Annotated in this window: 13 protein-coding genes; 9 read left to right on the top strand and 4 right to left on the bottom strand. The window is 71.8% G+C overall.

The genetic code is table 11. From position 1 onward, the window contains the following. Positions 1 to 284: 284 nt before the first annotated feature. From ACFT9I_RS18260 to ACFT9I_RS18240, 5 genes are read left to right on the top strand one after another with little or no spacing between them, the layout of a single operon-like run. On the top strand, positions 285 to 2,051 hold the full coding sequence (locus tag ACFT9I_RS18260) for a sensor histidine kinase (protein WP_382565356.1): 1,767 nt from the start codon (positions 285 to 287) through the stop codon (positions 2,049 to 2,051). Continuing rightward, a complete protein-coding gene (locus ACFT9I_RS18255; RefSeq protein ID WP_354605978.1) occupies positions 2,048 to 2,455 on the top strand; it encodes a roadblock/LC7 domain-containing protein in 408 nt (135 codons plus the stop codon). The genes ACFT9I_RS18260 and ACFT9I_RS18255 overlap by 4 nt, the downstream gene beginning before the upstream one ends. After that, positions 2,452 to 2,823, top strand: coding sequence for a DUF742 domain-containing protein (locus ACFT9I_RS18250; RefSeq protein ID WP_354605977.1), 372 nt, complete (start codon positions 2,452 to 2,454; stop codon positions 2,821 to 2,823). Before ACFT9I_RS18255 ends, ACFT9I_RS18250 begins: the two co-directional genes overlap by 4 nt. Then, entirely contained in the window at positions 2,804 to 3,415 is a 612-nt protein-coding gene (locus ACFT9I_RS18245) for an ATP/GTP-binding protein (RefSeq protein WP_078074195.1), read from the top strand. Before ACFT9I_RS18250 ends, ACFT9I_RS18245 begins: the two co-directional genes overlap by 20 nt. Before the next feature lie 57 nt (positions 3,416 to 3,472). Continuing rightward, positions 3,473 to 5,056, top strand: coding sequence for a cytochrome P450 (locus ACFT9I_RS18240; protein ID WP_382565353.1), 1,584 nt, complete (start codon positions 3,473 to 3,475; stop codon positions 5,054 to 5,056). Between the two features lie 54 nt (positions 5,057 to 5,110). Here the strand turns inward: ACFT9I_RS18240 and ACFT9I_RS18235 are convergent, their stop codons facing one another. Next, complete coding sequence (locus ACFT9I_RS18235; RefSeq protein WP_382565351.1) at positions 5,111 to 6,193, bottom strand: terpene synthase family protein; 1,083 nt, start codon at positions 6,191 to 6,193, stop codon at positions 5,111 to 5,113. 477 nt (positions 6,194 to 6,670) lie between these two features. After that, a complete protein-coding gene (locus tag ACFT9I_RS18230) occupies positions 6,671 to 8,245 on the bottom strand; it encodes a CAP domain-containing protein (protein ID WP_382565349.1) in 1,575 nt (524 codons plus the stop codon). A 580-nt stretch (positions 8,246 to 8,825) separates the two neighbouring features. Between ACFT9I_RS18230 and tdh the strand changes: the two genes are divergently transcribed. The 3 genes from tdh (at position 8,826) to ACFT9I_RS18215 (ending at position 12,102) form a co-directional block, all read left to right on the top strand. After that, positions 8,826 to 9,857 (top strand): L-threonine 3-dehydrogenase, encoded by a 1,032-nt coding sequence (gene tdh, locus ACFT9I_RS18225; RefSeq protein ID WP_382565347.1) that lies wholly within the window; start codon positions 8,826 to 8,828, stop codon positions 9,855 to 9,857. Between the two features lie 65 nt (positions 9,858 to 9,922). Continuing rightward, a complete protein-coding gene (locus ACFT9I_RS18220; protein ID WP_382565346.1) occupies positions 9,923 to 11,110 on the top strand; it encodes a glycine C-acetyltransferase in 1,188 nt (395 codons plus the stop codon). A 77-nt stretch (positions 11,111 to 11,187) separates the two neighbouring features. Beyond that, positions 11,188 to 12,102, top strand: a complete 915-nt coding sequence (locus ACFT9I_RS18215) for a LysR family transcriptional regulator (RefSeq protein WP_382565345.1) — start codon at positions 11,188 to 11,190, stop codon at positions 12,100 to 12,102. Between the two features lie 103 nt (positions 12,103 to 12,205). On the opposite strand, the gene ACFT9I_RS18210 is transcribed toward ACFT9I_RS18215, so the two are convergent. Beyond that, on the bottom strand, positions 12,206 to 13,327 hold the full coding sequence (locus ACFT9I_RS18210) for a hypothetical protein (protein WP_382565343.1): 1,122 nt from the start codon (positions 13,325 to 13,327) through the stop codon (positions 12,206 to 12,208). 178 nt (positions 13,328 to 13,505) lie between these two features. Continuing rightward, complete coding sequence (gene xylB, locus ACFT9I_RS18205; RefSeq protein WP_382565341.1) at positions 13,506 to 14,981, bottom strand: xylulokinase; 1,476 nt, start codon at positions 14,979 to 14,981, stop codon at positions 13,506 to 13,508. A 249-nt stretch (positions 14,982 to 15,230) separates the two neighbouring features. On the opposite strand from xylB, the gene xylA reads away from it, so the two are divergent. Next, positions 15,231 to 16,400 carry a xylose isomerase gene (gene xylA, locus ACFT9I_RS18200; RefSeq protein ID WP_382565339.1) on the top strand — a complete coding sequence of 390 codons (1,170 nt, stop codon included), beginning with the start codon at positions 15,231 to 15,233 and terminating at the stop codon, positions 16,398 to 16,400. Positions 16,401 to 16,448 lie beyond the last annotated feature (48 nt).

Below are 16,448 nucleotides of genomic sequence, written 5' to 3'. Positions count from 1 at the left end.
CCTGCCCGGTTCGTCCCGCCGCAGCCGGCAGGGGTACACGGCCCCGTCATTCGAACTGGTGTCGTCACTATGTGTGGGGCTCTCGAAGCTCTCCGTGCAAAAAGCGCGAGTCTATGCCTGTCGAGTGCGCCCGCGCACGAGGTTTATGAATATGCCGATGCGGTGTTCTGCCCGCACTAAGCTCTCGCGGAGCGCGCCGAGTTGATACGGAATCAGGCGCTTGTTCCCATGTGCCGCAATAGTTTCGAATACCCGACCCCTGAATCGACCGCCAGAGGGCTTACATGGTTCGTGTTGAAGCACCCATGAATGATCAAGCGTCACCCACCGTTCGCGCGCTTCTGCTCTCCGCGGCCCTGATGGCGACGGCAACGGCCGTCGTCGTGGTCTTCGTCGCCGACGCCGCCCGGATACCGGTCGCGTTGTACGGCGCCGTCGCCACCGTCCTCGTCGGCTGGGGTGCGAGGGAGATCGCTCGCAGGGGAGAGGCGACGCGCGCCCTGCACACGCGGTACGGGCACCATGTCGCCTTCCTGGAGCGGCGCATCGCCGAGCACGACAGCCAGAGCGTGCGCCTCGGCAAGGAACTGATGCCGCTCGCGATCCACCAGCTCCGCCGGGGGAACTCACCCCAGGAGGTCATGCGCGTCATCGTCGACGGCGACGAGCGCTACCGCGAACTCCCCGACTCGCAGCGCGCGTTGCTCCGCGCGATCCTCGACATCGTCGACGACGAGGAGGCCATGCGCGAGTCCGCGCAGCGCTCCTTCGTCAACATCGCCCGCCGCGTCCAGTCACTCGTGCACCAACAGGCCAGCGAGCTGCGGGAGATGGAGGAGCACCACGGCCGTAACCCCGAGGTCTTCGACGACCTGCTGCGTATCGACCACGGCACCGCCCTCATCGGGCGGCTCGCCGACAGTGTCGCCGTACTCGGCAAGGCCCGGCCCGGACGTCAATGGCCCAGGCCCGTACCGCTGTTCAGCGTGCTGCGCGGTGCGATGTCCCGGATCCTGGAGTACCAGCGGGTCGATCTGCACTCGATCGCCAAGGTCGCCATCGTCGGCACGGCGGTCGAACCGCTGATCCACGCGTGCGCCGAACTCCTCGACAACGCCACCCGTTACTCGCCCCCGCAGACGCGTGTCCATGTGACCGCCGTCGAGGTGCAGACCGGCATCGCCATCGAGATCGAGGACGGCGGCGTCAGCCTCAGCGAGGAGGCGCGGACACGGGCCGAGCGGATGCTCGCGCAGGCGCAGGCCGGTATCGACCTCAACGACCTCGGCGAGACACCGCGGCTCGGCATGGCGGTCGTCGGCCGCCTCTGCCAGATGTACAACCTCCAGGTCTCGCTGCGGCAGTCCGCGTACGGCGGCGTCCGCGCCGTCCTCGTCGTACCGCGCGACGTGGTCACCACCGGGCCCGCGCCCGGCATCGCCCACGGCATCGGCGCGACCGCGATGGGGACCGGTGGCACCGAGCTGCCCGAGATGCGCAAGCGGCGTACCCCGGACGCGGCGGCCCCGGCCCCGGATCCCGGGTCCGGCCCCGCCGCCGAACCCGCGCCCGCCCCGGCCGCCGTTCCCGCTCCCCGCCCGGCCACCGGTCCGGTCCGGCCGGCGCCCGTCAAGGCCGCCATGGAGGACGACGTACCCGTCGTCACCGAGTGGACGGCGAACGGTCTCCCGCAGCGCCGCAGCCGTGGCAGGGCACCGCTGGGCTCGCACAACATCGTGCGGACACCGGCGCCGCGCCGCTCGAACGGCACGTCCGCCGGTACGCAGGGCGCCGCGAACGGGACCTTGCACGGGACCTCGCACGGGACCTCGAACGGCACCGGGGAAGCCCCTGGGGAGCCCGGCCCCGGCATCTGGCTCGAAGCCTTCACCAAGGCGGTCAACGGCGACCCGCACCCGCAGGAGCCGTCGACCGGAGCGACAGGTGCCACAGGTGCGACAGGTGCCACGGGCACAGGGGACGCGCCGCCGGACCGGCCCGGCGACCGCGGCGAATCAGACGACGTGTGGGGCAAAGGGGACCTGAAGTGATCCAGCAGCGTGCCAACTTGGACTGGATGCTCAAGGAGCTCGCGGACGGGGTTCCGCAGGTTCAGCAGATCGTCGTGCTCTCCGCCGACGGCCTGCGGATCGCCCGGCACGGCGGTGACCCCGACGTCGCCGACCGTCTCGCCGCCGCCTGCGCGGGACTTCAGAGCCTCGCCGCCGCCGTCGCCGCCGAAATCCCCATGAGCGACGGCCGGATGCGTCTCGTCGTCATCGAAGTCAGCGGCGGATTCTTCTACTTGATGGAAGCGGGCAAGGGCGCCTACCTGGCCGTACTCGCCGACGAGACGGTCGACGCCGGACTCGTCGGCGCCCGGATGCGGGACATGGTCGTCCGGATCGGCGCCCATCTGACGAGTCCGCCGCGACATGACGGGCACACCGGATGACTCCTCCCCGACGAGAACGCAGGCTGCCCGGGGCGGACGTGGGGGACCCGGAACGGCTGTACGTGATCACGGGTGGCCCGGACGGCGCCAAGCGCGCATCGCTCGACCTCGTCACCATGATCGTGGCACGCGAGGCCCCCTCACCGACGGTGCCGCCCGAACAGGCCGCCATCCTGCGGCTCTGCGGGGCGCCGCTGTCCGTGGCCGAGCTGTCGGCGTATCTCAGTCTGCCGTTCAGCGTGGTGACGGCGCTGCTGACCGACCTCCTCACGACGGATCTGGTCGAGTCACGCGCGCCCGTCGCCCGCGCCACACTCCCCGACAGGTCCCTTCTCGAAGCGGTGATGCATGGACTCCAGAAGCTCTGACACGATCACAGGCCCCCGGAGCGAGGACGTACTTCCCACCACGGCGACATCCGCGGTGAAGGTCGTGATCGTCGGCGGATTCGGGGTCGGCAAGACCACCATGGTCGGGTCGGTGAGCGAGATCCGCCCGCTCACCACCGAAGAGACCATGACCCAGGCCGGCGTCGGCGTGGACGACAACTCCGGGGTGGAGAGCAAGACCGCCACCACCGTCGCCATGGACTTCGGCCGGATCAGCATCAGTGAGCAACTGGTGCTCTATCTCTTCGGCACCCCCGGCCAGGAACGCTTCTGGTTCCTCTGGAACGGCCTCTTCGAAGGAGCCCTCGGCGCCGTCGTCCTCGTCGACACCCGCCGCCTCGAAGTCAGCTTCGACGTGATCGGGCGGCTGGAGGAGCGCGGCGTGCCGTTCGTCGTCGCCGTCAACACCTTCCCCGACGCGCCGAGCCATCCCGTCGAGGCGCTGCGCACCGCGCTCGACCTGCCCGACGAGGTGCCGATGGTCGACTGCGACGCGCGGCTGCGGGCGTCGAGCCGCGATGTCCTGCTGACCCTCATGCGCTATCTGCACTCGCTGGCGCTGCCGGCCTGATCCCCCTCCTCCCGCCCCTTCCTTCTCCCATCCCTGGCTCCCATCCCTGGAGTGACCGTGACAACGCCCTATTCGCACCGGCCGGGAACGGACGACCACGCCGCCCCGCCGCCGGGCTGCCCGGCCCACGGCCTCGTCGCCGACGCCTTCGGCGGCGACCGCCCGGCGCCCTCCGGGCTGCGACGGCTCTACGGCCCCGAGGCCGAGAACGACCCCATGGGCCTGTACGAGAAGCTGCGCGCCGAGCACGGCTCGGTGGCGCCGGTCCTGCTGCACGGCGACGTACCCGCCTGGCTGGTCCTCGGCCACAGCGAGAACCTGCACATGACCCGTACCCCCTCCCAGTTCTCGCGGGACTCCCGCCGCTGGCGCGCGGTCAACGACGGCAGCGTGCCGCCCGACCACCCCCTCGCGCCCGTCTTCACCTGGCAGCCCATCTGCGTCTTCGCGGACGGCGCCGACCACGAGCGGCTGCGCGGCGCCGTCACCGACTCGATCGGCCGGATCGACCACCGGGGCGTACGGCGCTTCATCAACCGCTACAGCAACCGGCTCGTCAACGACTTCTGCCAGGACGGCAAGGCCGATCTCGTCAGCCGCTTCGCCGAACATCTGCCGATGATGGTGATGGCGCAGATCCTCGGTATGCCCGAGGAGTACAACGAACAACTGGTCCAGTCCGCCCGCGACATGATCAAGGGCACCGAGACGGCCGTCGAGAGCAACGCGTATGTGATGGGGGTCCTGGACCGACTGGTGGCCCGGCGCCGGGCGGCGCCCGACGAGGACTTCGCGAGCTGGCTCGTCCAGCACCCGGCCGGGCTCACGGACGCCGAGGTCGCCCAGCATCTGCGGCTGGTGCTCATCGCCGCGTACGAGACCACGGCCAACCTCATCGCCAATGTGCTCCGCATGGTCCTCACCGACCCGCGCTTCCGCGCCCAGCTCAGCGGCGGCCACATGACACTCCCCGAGGCGGTCGAGCAGACCCTGTGGGACGAGCCGCCGTTCACGACCATCTTCGGCCGGTGGGCCGTCGGCGACACGGAGTTGGGCGGGCAGCGGATCAAGGCGGGGGACGCGCTGGTCGTCGGGATCGCCGCCGCCAACGTCGACCCGGTGGTACGGCCCGACGTCAACGCCTCCATGCAGGGCAACCGCGCCCATCTCGCCTTCAGCGGCGGCCCCCACGAGTGCCCCGGCCAGGACATCGGGCGCGCCATCGCCGACACCGGCATCGACGCGCTGCTGCTGCGGCTGCCCGACCTTCAACTGGCCGTGCCGGAGGAGGACTTGCGCTGGTCGGCGTCGCTCATGTCGCGGCACCTCCAGGAGCTGCCGGTGACCTTCGCCGCGCGTCCGCCGCAGGATGTCGCCGGGCCGCCGTCGGCGACGCCGCAGCACGCGCCGCGCACCGAGTGGCAGGTGGAGTCGCCCCGCCCGGTGCCGGCGCAGGGCCCGTCCGGTTCGTCCGGTCCGGCCCCCGTACCGCCGCACGTAGCGCCGCCGGTGCCGGTGGCGCCCGCCGGGTCCCCGCCGTCGGAGGCGCCGACGCCGGGCGGGCTGATCCCGGCGCAGCGCGGGCCCGGCGCCCCGGCGCGGGCATGGCAGGCGGTGGTGCGGTGGTGGCGAGGGTACTGACGGACTGAGGGGCGCGGTGGTGGGAGCGGTCGGACGGTCAGGACGCGGCGTCCCTCAGGACGTGGTGTCCAACTGCTCCCACCACCACGAGATCGTGGGGATCGGCAGCGGTTCCCGGCCCGCGTCGGAGGGGTACGGCTTCCACCAGCCGCCCGGCTGCGCCGCCGGTCCCGACGGTACGGAGTAGCGGGGACAGACCGACGCCCAGTCGAGATGGCCCCGGACGAACTGCCCCAACCCCTCGATGTAGCCGCGCAGTTCACTGCTCGCGTCCGCGAGGACCTGTTCGCTCAGCCGGCCGAGCAGCACCATCACCCGGTCCCGCATCGCGACCGCGTGCTTCAGCGCCGCACTCGGCTCGCAGCCGAGTTCCTGGCAGAGCACGTCGATCAGATTGAGGTCGTCGCCCGCCCGCAGCAGTTCCTTGTTCCGGGAGTAGAGGTCGTTGTCCCAACTGACCAGCGTCCAGACGATCTCGGTGAGCGCCTGGACGCGCGGGTCCGCCAACTCCTCGTCCGTCACGGAGAATCCGCCGACGATCTCGATCATCGCCGTGGACGGCGCCATCCCTATGGCGCGCATCCACAGGGTGATGTAGTCGTTGAGGGACGGGAGTTGGGCGTTCCGGCGCCAGGACGCCTCCCACACCAGGCCCGAGGTGTACACCCGCATGGCGTCCGTCCAGCGGCGCAGCTGCTGCGGGGACGCGTACTGCTCCAGCTCCGTCCGCAGCGCGCGTAACGCGGCGGTGTGCGGGGAGTCGGCGCGGGAGTTCGCGGCCGGGGCCTCGACCGCGCGCAGGATGCGGGAGGTCTCCTGGGCCATCAGATCCGCCGTGGCGTCGGTCTCGTCGCAGACGCCGTCGTCGAGCGAGAAGAGCACGGCGTGCAACTTGGCCATCAGGGTGAGGGGTTCGAGCTTTCCGTACGGCATCGTCGACGCGGCGAGCCCGCCGAAGTCGCAGAGGGCGAGGCGCTTGCGCTGGTGCTCGTCGGTGTCGAGATTCTGCCGCAGCATCCAGTCCACCGTCAGGTCGTTGAGGACATGAACGCCGGGATGCACGGCGGGTTCCACCGGACAGTAGAACGGTACGGCCGGTAGCTGCCGGGCCAAGGCCTGTTCCTCGACGCACGTCATGACCGGCCTCCTGGGGGATGTGTGGGCGCAGGGCTGGTTCAGTGAGAATCTGGTGCGGGGTGGCGTAGGGCGGTCGCTGTTCGAATGGAGCGTATCTGCCCATGACGGTTCGTCAATAACAGTTCGAGCGCCCCACGCCTGGCCAGAATTGACCGTATGTGGAGTGGCCGGGATCACACGCGGAGGCCGTGTCGGGGGGTTCCCATGTCAGGGCGGGTGCGGGGTTTCCCGTGCGGCAGCGGAGAGATCGGTTCCGGCAGAATCTGTGCGGTTGAGTTCAATCCGCGATTGAAATAGTCCTGATCGTGCTCGATACGTCACGGGCCGGTGGCCGAAAGAGACAAAGTACGTGGGGTCCCTCAGCCCGCGCGGGGCGCCCGCCGGGCTCGCCCATCCACTGGGCTCCTGCTGGGCTCATCCGGCGGGGGCATCCGTCAGGCTCATCCGTCGGGCTCATCCGCGCGGCCCGCTCAGCCGTCAGCCGCGCGCACCGAACGCCTGGGTCCACCACGGTCCGCCGGACGCGTCGTGGACACCCACGCCGATCTCCTTGAAGGCGCAGTTCAGGATGTTGGCCCGGTGGCCGGGGCTGTTCATCCAGCCTTCCATCACCTCGGCGGGCGTCTGCTGGCCCCTGGCGATGTTCTCGCCGTAGGTGGTCCACCGGTAGCCCGCCGCCGTGATGCGGTCGCCGGGGTCCTTGCCGTCCGGGCTGTTGTGGTCGAAGTAGTCCTTCGCCGCCATGTCCTGGGAGTGCCGCAGCGCGGCGGTCGCGAGCTGCGCGTTGGCACTCACCGGTTCACAACCGGCCTTGGAACGCTCGGAGTTGACGAGTGTCGTGACCTGCTCGGCGAAGCCGCCGCCGCCTCCGCCCGGCTGGGGTTCGTTCGTCGTCGGCTTCGGATCGGGCTTCGGCGCCGGATCGGCGGTGGAGGGACGCGGGTCGGGTGCGGACCTGCTCGGCTCGGCCGCCTTCTTGGACGGCGAGCGGGTCGGCGAGGGCGACGGGCTCGCGCTGCTGCCGGACGGGGAGGGACTGACGGACTCCGCCGTGCGGCTCGCCGCCGACTTGGGCTCCAGCGTCTCCGGTTCGACGGCGGACGACGCGCGTGACTCGTCCTGGTCCTGCTCGCCCGTGACGTACTGGGCGACGCCCGCGGCGGTGAGCAGCGCGGCGACGGCGGCGGTCACGGTGACGGCGCGGCGCCGTTTCGCCCGCCGGTCGCGGCGCGCGGTGTCCCTGGCCTGCGTACGGCTCCCGGCTCCACCGTCGCCGCCCTCGCTGTGCGAGGACACGGACGTGGTCGGTGACGGGTCCCTGCGCGCGCCGACCGGTACCAGCGCGAGCCCGGCCACAAGGGTGTCGGCGGGCACCAGGCCGGCCGCGTACCCGGAGCAGACGGTGCAGTCGTACGTGTGCCCGGCTATTCGCTCTCGCCAGAGCGGGGACGCCGTGCCGTTCCAGCCGCCGACGATTTGCTCCAGCAGGACACACGGCGGCTCCGCCGACAGCGCGCGCACCACCACGCGAGCGGTGTCCAGTTCGTGCCACATCCGCTCGACCCGCGCGTCCACCTGCTGCGAGTTGGCGGCCAGGGCGGCGGCGACCTCGGGCCGGGTGAGTTCACCGGCGGTCTCCAGCCACCACAGCGCCGCCAGCGTGTGGTGCTCCCGGTCGACCCAGCGCGTGGCCTCGGCGACCTCCCGGTGCTGACCGGACAGCCCGAGACGGCTGATCATCAGATCCACGAAGTCGAAGTCGGCGCGGGGGAGGGCCGGGTCGTACACGTAGTCCGCGTGCTCACGGATCCGGGCGACCGCGGTGGTGACCAGATACGAGCGGAAGTCGGCCGGGCGGCGCAGCCCGCCGAGGCCGTTGAGGACCTGCCGCACCGTGTCCCGTGCCACCGCCCGCACTTCCGGGTGGCCGTGCAGGGCGTGGCCGACGAGCTGGTGGACCAGCGGCAGCGACTCGTCGCCGAGTCGGTCCATGGCCGACCGGTCCCCGGCCTGCGCCGCCTTGACCACTGAGGCCTTGAACGGACTGCTCACGCTGTCTCACTCCCACTCATGACTCGCGGTGGGCACCGATCGTAAGGGGAACGGCGGAGTCGCACCTCCCCGATGCCGTACTCAGCTCCGCACAAGTGGTCGAATTCATATCAGGCCACCCGTCCGGATCCGTGCGCGCGTACGGCGATTCCCGCCGCAGGGCCTACGGCAGCGCGTGCAGGGGAGCGTGGTCGGCCATTTCGTCCCCCAGGCCGAGGTCCCGGAGCGCACGGACCGCGTTCGCCGGGGGGTAGAGACCGGCGCCCAAGGTCTGTCCGTCAGAATGCGGGGCTTCTTCCCAACGGGTTCCTTCCCGGCGACGGGCGGTCCTGTCGTGCGCCACGCACCGGGCAGTTCGATCATCGATTCCAACCGTTGGCCGAATCCGCCCACCAGGGCCACGGCGTGAAGCTGCGCTGTCGACCCGCTTAAGAAATCCTCGATGGACTGCACGGTCGCGGCGGCGGCAGATTGGTGCCGACGTCGATCAGAGTCACTCGCGTCAGTACTCGCGTAAGCACTCGCGTAAGCACTCGCGCCCGTACGAGTGTCCGCGCCCGCACCACCTGGAGCCGCCCGGATGAAGGCACTTGTGAAACTCACGGCCGAGCCGGGGCTGCGGCTCACCGATGTGCCCGAGCCGGAGGCCGGCCCCTCAGACGTACTCATCAAGGTGCTCCGCACCGGCATCTGCGGCACCGACCTGCATATCCGGGCCTGGGACGGCTGGGCGCAGCAGGCGGTGGAGACGCCGCGTGTGCTGGGCCACGAGTTCGTCGGCGAGGTCGCGTCCGTCGGCAGCGACGTCCAGGACATCGCCGTCGGCGACCTCGTGAGCGGCGAAGGCCACCTGGTCTGCGGCCGATGCCGTAACTGTCTCGCCGGGCGCAGGCATCTGTGCCGCAGCACGATCGGACTCGGCGTCGGCCGCGACGGCGCGTTCGCCGAGTACGTCGCGCTGCCCGCGTCGAACGTCTGGGTCCACCGCGCGCCCGTGGACCTCGACATCGCGGCGATCTTCGACCCGTTCGGCAACGCCGTCCACACCGCGCTCAGCTTCCCCCTGGTCGGCGAGGACGTGCTGATCACCGGCGCGGGCCCGATCGGCATCATGGCGGCGGCCGTCGCCCGGCACGCGGGCGCGCGCAACGTCGTGATCACGGACGTCAGCCCCGAGCGCCTGGAGATCGCCCGCAAGGTCGGCGCGACGCTCGCGCTCGACGTGTCGGACCCCGACATCGGCATCGCCGAGGCGCAGCGCCGGCTCGGCCTCAAGGAAGGCTTCGACATCGGCCTGGAGATGTCCGGCCGCCCGGAGGCGATGCGCGACATGGTCGACAACATGACGCACGGCGGCCGGATCGCCATGCTGGGGCTGCCCGCGCGTGAGTTCGCCGTCGACTGGGCGAAGATCGTGACCTCGATGATCACGGTGAAGGGCATCTACGGCCGTGAGATGTACGAGACGTGGTACGCGATGACGGTGCTGCTCGAAGGCGGCCTCGACCTCGCGCCCGTCATCACCGGCAGCTACGGCTACGAGGACTTCGACGCGGCCTTCGACGAGGCGGCCACGGCCACCGGCGGCAAGATCATCCTCAACTGGGCCTGATCCTCCCGGGTCCGGCGCCCGCCCCCTCCTCCGTAAGACCTCCCCTGCTCACCCTGGAGCCCCGCATGTACGCGTCCGTCCGCGACGACCTCCGCGCCACCCTCGACGAGATCCGCGACGCCGGTCTCTTCAAGCCCGAGCGCGTCATCTCCACCCCGCAGAACGCGTCCGTCAGCGTCTCCGCCGCCTCCGGTGACGTCCTCAACTTCTGCGCCAACAACTACCTCGGCCTCGCCGACCACCCCGAGGTCGTGGCCGTCGCCAAGGACGCCCTCGACCGGTGGGGCTACGGCATGGCCTCCGTACGCTTCATCTGCGGCACCCAGGAGATCCACAAGGAGCTGGAGGTCCGCCTCTCCTCGTTCCTCGGCCAGGAGGACACGATCCTCTACTCCTCCTGCTTCGACGCCAACGGCGGCGTGTTCGAAACGCTCCTCGGCCCCGAGGACGCGGTCATCTCCGACGCCCTCAACCACGCCAGCATCATCGACGGCATCCGGCTCTCCAAGGCCCGCCGGCTGCGCTACGCCAACCGCGACCTCGCCGAGCTGGAAACGCGCCTCAAGGAGTCCCAGGACGCGCGCCGCCGCCTCATCGTGACGGACGGCGTCTTCTCCATGGACGGCTACGTCGCGCCCCTCGCCGAGATCTGCGACCTCGCCGACCGCTACGACGCCATGGTGATGGTCGACGACTCGCACGCCGTCGGCTTCGTCGGCCCCGGCGGCCGGGGCACCCCCGAACTGCACGGTGTGATGGACCGCGTCGACATCATCACCGGCACGCTCGGCAAGGCACTCGGCGGCGCCTCCGGCGGCTACGTCGCCGCCCGCGCCGAGATCGTCGCGCTGCTGCGCCAGCGCTCGCGCCCGTACCTCTTCTCCAACTCCCTCGCCCCGGTCATCGCCGCCGCCTCGATCAAGGTCCTCGACCTGCTGGAGAGCGCCGACGGGCTGCGCGAGCGGCTGAACGCGAACACGGCGCTCTTCCGTACGGAGATGACGGCGGCCGGGTTCGAGATCCTGCCCGGCGACCACGCCATCGCCCCCGTCATGATCGGCGACGCCGCCGAGGCCGGGCGGATGGCGGAGCTGCTGCTGGAGCGCGGGGTGTACGTGATCGGGTTCTCGTACCCCGTGGTCCCGATGGGGCAGGCGCGGATCCGGGTCCAGCTGTCGGCGGCGCACTCGACCGAGGACGTACGGCGGGCGGTGGCGGCGTTCGTGGACGCGCGCGAGGCGCTCAAGGCCTGACGGCCCGCGGCCGGGCCCGGTCCGGTCCGGGTGGTCGGGCCGCCCGGTCCGGCGCCGCGACCTGGCAGTATGGCCGAATGATCGACCCCCGGCGGCTGCGCATCCTGCGCGCCGTGGCGGACCACCGTACGGTGACCGCCGCGGCGGCGGCGCTGTACCTGACCCCGTCGGCCGTCTCCCAGCAGCTCGCCGCGCTGGAGCAGGAGACCGGCCACGCGCTGCTGACGCGCAGCGGCAGGGGCGTACGGCTGACGGCGGCCGGAGAGATCCTGCTCACGCACGCCCACGAGGTCCTCGCCCAGCTGGAGCGGGCCGAGGCGGAGCTGGCGGCGTACGCGGGCGGCGCGGCCGGTGAGGTCACGGTCGCCGCGTTCGCCACGGGGATCGCCGAGGTGCTGGCCCCGGCGATCGCGCACCTCGCCGGGTCGCACCCGGGCATCCGCGTACGGGTGCGGGACTCCGAGGGCGACGAGAGCCTGCCGCTGCTGCTCGACGGCCAGGCGGACGTGGCGCTGGCCGTCGAATACCGGGGCGCGCCCACCGAGGACGACCCGCGCCTGTCGCGCGTACCGCTCTACGCCGAGCCGTTCGACGCGGTCCTGCCCGAGGGGCATCCGCTCGGCCGCGAGGCCGAGGTACCGCTCGCGGGGCTGTCGGACAGCGACTGGATCAGCCCGTACCCGGGCAACCCGTGCCATGAAGTGATGCGCCTCGCCTGCGAGTTGGCGGGCTTCGAACCGCGCCTGGTGCACTCGTCGGACGACTTCCGCGCGGTGGTCGCCCTCGCCGGCGCCGGCGCCGGGGTGGCGCTCGTGCCGCGCTCGGCGCTGCGCGGGATGGAGCTGAAGGGCACGGTGGTACGCCCGGTGTCCGGCCCGCCCGCCACGCGCCGGGTCTTCGCCGCGGTCCGCAGGGGCGCGGACCACCACCCGCTGATCCGCCCGGTCCTGGACGCGCTCACGGAGTCGGCGTCGGGCCTGACGACGGGCTGACCGAGCGGTCCGGCGCTTGCCGGCACCCCCTGGGCCGTGCCTGACAGATCCGGCCTGGCGCGCCCCGCCCTCCGGGCGGCCGGCGCCACTCGTCAGACACGCCCTACGCGAGCAGCCACACGATCAGCGCCAGCACGATGATGATGACCGCTCCGGCCGCGATCAGCCGCTGCTTCAGCCGGTTCGAGAGCGTCGAGACGACTTCGAGGCTGCGGGCGCCGGGGAAGACGTGGAAGACCCGGTTCGGGTCGTCCATCAGCTCCACACAGGCCAGCGGGCAAGTTTCGAGAGTCACCCGCCGGGACAGTTCCACCCTCCCGCGAGCCAGGTGGGTCGCCACGGCGGCACGGTGCTCGCCGTCCACGCCGAAGGGCACCGCGTCGTCCGCCGGGACGTCACGCGGCTGCCACCGCGCCGCGGAGGTCAGCCGGTCCCGGACCTTGTCGGGCCAGTCCGGCTTGGGCAGCGACAGGGACGCCGTTTCGTGCGCGTACTCGACCGTCCCCTCCACCCAGTGGGTGAGGCTGCCCTTGCCGCCGCACACGTCGTGCGTCCCGACCCCCTGCCCCGAGCAGCGCGCACAGGTCTCGCGCCCCCGGCCTTCGCAGTGCGGGCACCGGATCCGGCCCCGGCCCGAGCAGCGCGGGCACGCGGCCTCCGGCGTGCCGCACACCGTGCACGTGATCCGTTGAGCGCCGGGTGCCGTGGCTCCCGGACCGGTCGCGGCGGGGCGGGCCTTCGTCGTACGCGTACGGCGCCTGCCCGTCTTCTCGCACTCCGTGCACGGTGCGACATTCAGGCACACGTCGCACGGCGGCGGCTCGTTGCGGCAGGTGCACGGATGGCCGCCGCTGCCCGAGCAACCGGCGCACTGCTGCTGGCCGTTGTCGCACGGACAGGGCACCGGCCGGTAGGAGCCCGCGCGGATCAGGGTGAGCCTGCCGGGTCCTTCGGGCGCCGGCAACGGGTGGTCCGTGATGGCGCCTTCGTAAAGAGGCAACGCCGACAGATCCTTCGTACCGAAGGCGGTCCGGGGTGTCTCGTGGCGTCGTTCGGTGAAGCGGACGACCTCGCAGCGCAGCAGTTGCCGTCGCTTGACGTCCCGCAGCCGGACGCCGCCGATCGCCGCCCCGCCGCCCCTGGCCGCGTACGGGGCGAGGGCCTTGAGTATGTCCGCGTCGGGCAGCGCGTCATCGAGCGCGTCGTCGTACGGTGCGTCGGACATGGGCGGGTCTCGTCCCTCCTCCGGCGCGCGGCGACGCCGCGCAACCCGCAGGGTAGGTCGGCCCCTGACCCGCCATCAAGAGGGCGATCCGGGCCAGGCACCGACGCGATTCCCCGCGCCGGTGCCCCATGCGCCCCGTTCGTCCCGCAGGTCCTAGGACGCCCGGCCCCGCGCGCCCCTACGACAGCAGGCTCGGCGCAGCCAGGTCCAGCACCGAGCCGACGCGCTCCCAGGTCTCCATGTCCCGTGCGACCGACGGGAGTTCAGGGCCGTCCCCGGTCTTCCAGGACGCGGCGATCGCCACCGGGTCCTCGCCGGTGGCGGCCGACGCCGCCAGCGCCGCCGCGCCCAGGGCGACCAGTTCGCCGCTCTCCGGCACGATCACCGGGCGGCCGGACAGGCGCCGTACGGTCTCCACCCACGTACGGCCCTGGGCGCCGCCGCCCACCAGCCGCAGCGGCCGCGTCGCCACCGCCGGGTCGGCCGGGTCGAGGCCGCAGGCGCGCAGGACCTCGTCGAGCGCGCGCAGGACCGTGTACGCCGCACCCTCGTACGCGGCCCCCAGCAGCTGCTGCGGCGTCGTGTCGTGCCGCAGGCCCGTCAGCAGACCGGAGGCGGTCGGCAGGTCGGGGGTGCGTTCGCCGTCGAGGTACGGCAGCAGCACCGCCTCGCCGCCGGGTGCCACGTCGTCGCGGTCGAGGCGCAGCAGCTCGGCGACCTTGTCGACGGCGAGCGTGCAGTTCAGGGTGCAGCCGAGCGGCAGGAACGTACCGTCGGCCGCCGCGAACCCGGACAGCGCCGTCGACGCGGGCCTGGTGCGCGTGGCGGCGAAGACCGTGCCCGACGTGCCGAGGCTCAGCACGGGGTGGTCCAGCAGCCCGGCGCCGCCGAGGCCGAGGCCGACGGCCGCGCTCATGTTGTCGCCGGTCCCGGCGGCGACCGCGATACCGGCGGGCAGTCCCAGTTCCTCGGCGGCGGAGGCGGTGAGCGAGCCGACCCGCGCGCCGCCGGTCGGGGCGACGGCCGGCAGCAGCGACTCGTCGAGGCCGACGAGCGCGAGCAGTTCGGGGTCGTACGCCCCGGTCGCCGTGGAGTACCAGCAGGTGCCCGACGCGTCGCCGGGGTCCGTGGCCGCCGTACCCGCGAGGCGTTCGGTGAGGAAGTCGTGCGGCAGCCGGACGGCCGCGGCCGCGTCGGCGGAGGCGGGGTCGTTCTCCCGGAGCCACTGCCACTTCGCCGCCGTCATCGAGGCGACGGGCACGGATCCGGTCCTGGCGATCCAGGCGTCGGGTCCGCCCAGTGCGTCGGTGAGCGCGGCGGCCTGCGGGGCGGAGCGGGTGTCGTTCCACAGCAGCGCGGGCCGCAGCGGCTTCCCGGCCGCGTCGAGCACCACGAGGCCGTGCTGCTGGCCGGCGACCGCTATGCCCGTGACGGCGGACGCCGGTACGCCGGACTCCTTGAGCCCCATGGCGACAGCCTCGCGCAGCGCCTGCCACCACACCTCGGGGTCGGTCTCCCGAGCCCCGGCCTCGCCCGTCACCCGGTGCGGCGCGCGCCCGACGGCGAGCAACCGTCCGGTCGCCGCGTCGGTGAACGCCGCTTTGGTCGACTGGGTGGAGCTGTCGACGCCGATGACCACCTGGCTGTGGGGCACGGTCGTACCTCTTCCGTTTCCGGGCTTGCGGCGGGATTTTGGCCGCAGGCCAACAAATTACGTGATGTTGTCGTGCATCCGGCAGGGATAGGTGTCATTTCCATGTCCGAAGCGGCGTTCGACGCCTCGGACAGGGTTGGACGAACGCGGGGTCTTTTCCGTGCCCACCCAGACGTGCATTATTAGTCATGTCAGGAAACAAAAAGGTCTGCACCTGCTGGACCTGAGGTATCGAAGGCGGCCAGAGAAATGACGGATCGTTTCACTCCCACCCCCGCGGACAAGTTCAGCTTCGGTCTGTGGACGGTCGGCTGGCAAGGCAGGGACCCGTTCGGAGACGCGACGCGCCCGGCGCTCGACCCCACGGAGTCCGTACAGCACCTCGCCGAACTGGGCGCGTACGGCGTGACCTTCCACGACGACGACCTGATCCCCTTCGGCTCGTCCGACGCCGAGCGCGAGGCGCACATCAAGCGCTTCCGGCAGGCGCTGGACACCACCGGGCTCGTCGTGCCGATGGTGACCACCAACCTCTTCACGCACCCGGTCTTCAAGGACGGCGGCTTCACGGCGAACGACCGCGACGTCCGCCGCTTCGCGCTGCGCAAGACGCTGCGCAACATCGATCTCGCCGCCGAGCTGGGCGCCAAGCGGTTCGTCGCCTGGGGCGGCCGGGAGGGTGCGGAGTCCGGCGGTGCGAAGGACGTGCGCCTGGCGCTCGACCGGATGAAGGAAGGCTTCGACCTGCTGGGCGAGTACGTCGTGTCGCAGGGGTACGACATCAAGTTCGCCATCGAGCCCAAGCCGAACGAGCCGCGCGGCGACATCCTGCTGCCGACCGTCGGCCACGCGCTCGCCTTCATCGAGCGCCTGGAGCGCCCGGAGCTTTACGGCGTCAACCCCGAGGTGGGCCACGAGCAGATGGCCGGGCTGAACTTCCCGCACGCCATCGCGCAGGCCCTGTGGGCGGGCAAGCTCTTCCACATCGACCTCAACGGCCAGCACGGCACCCGGTACGACCAGGACCTGCGCTTCGGCGCGGGCGACCTGCGCGCCGCGTTCTGGCTGGTGGACCTGTTGGAGACGGCGGGCTGGGACGGCTCGCGGCACTTCGACTTCAAGCCGCCGCGCACCGAGGACTTCGACGGGGTGTGGGCGTCCGCCGCCGGATGCATGCGCAACTACCTGATCCTCAAGGAGCGCGCCGCCTCGTTCCGCGCGGACCCGGAGGTCCAGGAGGCGCTGCGCGCCTCGCGCCTGGACGAGCTGGCGCAGCCGACCGCCGCCGACGGCGTGACCGCTCTGCTGGCCGACCGCACCGCGTACGAGGACTTCGACGTGGCGTCCGCCGCGAGCCGCGGCATGGCCTTCGAGCAGCTGGACCAGCTGGCCATGGACCACCTCCTGGGCGCCCGCTGACCGGCACCGGGACGACCGTGTCCTGACACGACCGCGCACGCGGGGCGC

The sequence above is a fragment of the Streptomyces sp. NPDC057137 genome, assembly GCF_042670825.1.
Taxonomy (GTDB): domain Bacteria; phylum Actinomycetota; class Actinomycetes; order Streptomycetales; family Streptomycetaceae; genus Streptomyces.
Note: the sequence above shows the minus strand (reverse complement) of the source record. Positions and strands in the feature narration are given on the sequence as shown.

Coding starts and splice junctions, on each gene's coding strand:
- ACFT9I_RS18260 (WP_382565356.1), top strand. CDS start 285: ATGGTTCGTGTTGAAGCACCCATGAATGATCAAGCGTCACCCACCGTT.
- ACFT9I_RS18250 (WP_354605977.1), top strand. CDS start 2,452: ATGACTCCTCCCCGACGAGAACGCAGGCTGCCCGGGGCGGACGTGGGG.
- ACFT9I_RS18245 (WP_078074195.1), top strand. CDS start 2,804: ATGGACTCCAGAAGCTCTGACACGATCACAGGCCCCCGGAGCGAGGAC.
- ACFT9I_RS18235 (WP_382565351.1), bottom strand. CDS start 6,193: ATGACGTGCGTCGAGGAACAGGCCTTGGCCCGGCAGCTACCGGCCGTA.
- tdh (WP_382565347.1), top strand. CDS start 8,826: ATGAAGGCACTTGTGAAACTCACGGCCGAGCCGGGGCTGCGGCTCACC.
- ACFT9I_RS18220 (WP_382565346.1), top strand. CDS start 9,923: ATGTACGCGTCCGTCCGCGACGACCTCCGCGCCACCCTCGACGAGATC.
- ACFT9I_RS18215 (WP_382565345.1), top strand. CDS start 11,188: ATGATCGACCCCCGGCGGCTGCGCATCCTGCGCGCCGTGGCGGACCAC.
- ACFT9I_RS18210 (WP_382565343.1), bottom strand. CDS start 13,327: ATGTCCGACGCACCGTACGACGACGCGCTCGATGACGCGCTGCCCGAC.
- xylA (WP_382565339.1), top strand. CDS start 15,231: ATGACGGATCGTTTCACTCCCACCCCCGCGGACAAGTTCAGCTTCGGT.